Source organism: Parafrankia sp. BMG5.11 (genome assembly GCF_004337455.1).
The window spans coordinates 1-2,228 of sequence record NZ_SJXI01000118.1 but is presented as its reverse complement, the minus strand read 5'-3'; the positions used below and the strand labels follow the sequence as shown (position 1 = coordinate 2,228).

At 69.7% G+C, this 2,228-nt stretch carries 4 protein-coding genes; 1 reads left to right on the top strand and 3 read right to left on the bottom strand.

The genetic code is table 11. The features are described from left to right. Positions 1-150 precede the first annotated feature (150 nt). Positions 151-414 carry a hypothetical protein gene (locus E0504_RS45840; RefSeq protein WP_112109265.1) on the top strand — a complete coding sequence of 88 codons (264 nt, stop codon included), beginning with the start codon at positions 151-153 and terminating at the stop codon, positions 412-414. Between the two features lie 38 nt (positions 415-452). Here the strand turns inward: E0504_RS45840 and E0504_RS45835 are convergent, their stop codons facing one another. The 3 genes from E0504_RS45835 to E0504_RS45830 all read right to left on the bottom strand — a co-directional run. Beyond that, positions 453-1,244, bottom strand: coding sequence for an amidohydrolase family protein (locus E0504_RS45835; RefSeq protein WP_071060749.1), 792 nt, complete (start codon positions 1,242-1,244; stop codon positions 453-455). A gap of 83 nt (positions 1,245-1,327) precedes the next feature. Next, on the bottom strand, positions 1,328-1,489 hold the full coding sequence (locus tag E0504_RS50970) for a hypothetical protein (RefSeq protein WP_020460653.1): 162 nt from the start codon (positions 1,487-1,489) through the stop codon (positions 1,328-1,330). 339 nt (positions 1,490-1,828) lie between these two features. Then, on the bottom strand, positions 1,829-2,228 hold a 400-nt coding region (locus E0504_RS45830), incomplete at its 5' end, for a transposase (protein WP_165938839.1).

The following is a 2,228-nucleotide window of genomic DNA, read 5'->3' as shown; positions in this document are numbered from 1 at the left end:
CCGTGTCAGGGCGTGGAGCAGCGACCACACCATGACCATCCAGCCTGCCCGACACAGGCCCAGTCCGGCAGGCAAACGTGCAGGTCACCGCCCAAATCGGGGTTCTGGAGCCCCACAGGCTCCTACCGAACGGCCATCTACGACTCGCCCATGCTGAACGCCCCCGTGCCCGTGCACTCGCCCTATGCGGGCGACTTCGTCAAACTGCGCGAGTTCTACGGCGACTACATCGCCAACCATCTACGTGACCCCGACGAGGTCGCCCACGTCATCGCGGCGGCGGCCACCACGCGCCGCCGCCGGCTGCGCCACCCGGTCGGCACCGACGCCTGGATCAAGCTCGCGTTGCGCGCAGCGCTGCCCTGGCCGGTGTACGAGCGGGCCACCCGCCGGCTGATCGGCCTGCGCCCGTAGCCTGCCTTCGGCGCGGGCGTCTGACCCGCACTGACGCTTTAGATGCGGAACACCCTGGTGGCGTTCCCGCCGAGGAACGCCGCCCGAGTCTCGCTGTCGAGACCGAGCTCGCCAAGGCGTTCGAGAGCCCGCCGCGGAGTGATCATCGGATAGTTCGTCCCGAACAGGACCTTGGCCCGGCCGTGCTCCCGTAGGTAGGCGACCAGCTCCGGGGGATACCGGTGGGCGGCGTAGGCGGAGGTGTCGATGTAGACGTTCGGGTATTTCGTCGCGAGCGCGATCATCTCGTTGGTCCACGGGTAGCCGATGTGTCCGGCGACGATGACGAGCTCCGGGAATTCCAGTGCCACGTCGTCGAGGTACGGGATCGGCCGCCCGGTCTCCGAGGTGCGCAGCGGGCCGGTGTGCCCGACCTGGGTGCAGAACGGGATACCCAGCTCGACGCAGGTGGCGAACAGCGGGTAGTACCGCCGATCGTTTGGCGGCAGCCCCCACAGCCACGGCACGATCCGCAGCGCGACGAACCCCAGGTCCTGCACGGCACGGCGGAGTTCGCCGATGGCGGCGACCGGGTAGCGGATGTCGACGGAGGCGACGCCGCGGAACCGGTCTGGTCGAGCCCGGACGCAGGCGTCCACCTCGTCGTTGGAGATCAGTGGACCGGCCGGGCCGTACCAGGCGCAGATCAGCCCCCGGTCAACCCCGCCGTCGTCGAGTGCCCGGACGGTCGCGTCCAGGGGCAGTTCGCCGGTTGGCTCCGCGGCGCCAGTCCACCGGTGCAGCGACGCGAACATGTCCTCGCGCAGGAACCGGACCGTGGGGTGCTGCATCCAGGCGTCCACGACCGGGCCCGCGGGCAGCCCCTCGGCATCCACCACGGGCTACCTCCCGCCGCCATTCATCCCTCGGCCGGTCACGGCGGCCACCCGGCCCCGGTCAGGTCCGCGACGCCATCATCATGCCGTCCTTCCGCCTCGGAGAAGCTGCGGCGCTCGCCTTTACGGCCGTGGTGGGTCAGCACCCGGTAGAACAGCCGGGGTCGCTGACCAGGCCGGTAACAGACCAGGGCTGCCATCGACACTCGCCCCGAGCCCTTCCCGGACACCCGCACGGTCGGGGTGTGGCCCCGCGCTGCCCAGGTCCGGGCCTTGCGACCCGGACCGGTCGTCCCTCGAGGTCGTCACGACGAGGACGGCCGGACAGCGATCGCGTCCTGACTCATCCTCGGTACGGCCCCGTCCTGGTACTCGCCGGGGCGGGCCGTACTCGTGTCCAGGGCGCATGTCCGGGACAGCCGGGACAATCTGCTGCCGCATCAGGCAGACGGCCCTGGCAGCCCGGACAGCGTTGGTCAACGCACCAGCACCGGCACCGAGGCATCGAGTAGCTCACTAGGGTCTGTTCCAAGTTCGGATCATGGGGTTGGCAGGGTGCGTAGCCAGAGGATGGATCCGCGCAGGTGGAGTCCTGCGGCGTAGCTTTCGGGTGTCTTGTCGTAGCGGGTGGCCAGACCCCGCCATTCCTTGATCTTGTTGATGCCGCGCTCCACGGTGTTGCGGTCTTTGTAGAGCGTGGCGTCGTGGCTGACCGGGCGGCCTCCGGCGCTGCCGCGCTTCTTACGGTTGGCCATCTGGTCGGCCTTCTCCGGGATCACCGCCCGGATCTTCCGTGTGCGCAGGTGGGCGCGGTTGGCGCGGGAGGAGTACGCCTTGTCTCCGGCGACCGCGTCCGGCCGGGTCCTGGGGCGGCCGACCGGTCCACGCACCTTGATCTTCTTCAGGACCGGGAGGAAACGCGGGCTGTCCGCGGCCTGT

Coding starts and splice junctions, on each gene's coding strand:
- E0504_RS45835 (WP_071060749.1), bottom strand. CDS start 1,244: ATGCAGCACCCCACGGTCCGGTTCCTGCGCGAGGACATGTTCGCGTCG.
- E0504_RS45840 (WP_112109265.1), top strand. CDS start 151: ATGCTGAACGCCCCCGTGCCCGTGCACTCGCCCTATGCGGGCGACTTC.
- E0504_RS50970 (WP_020460653.1), bottom strand. CDS start 1,489: ATGGCAGCCCTGGTCTGTTACCGGCCTGGTCAGCGACCCCGGCTGTTC.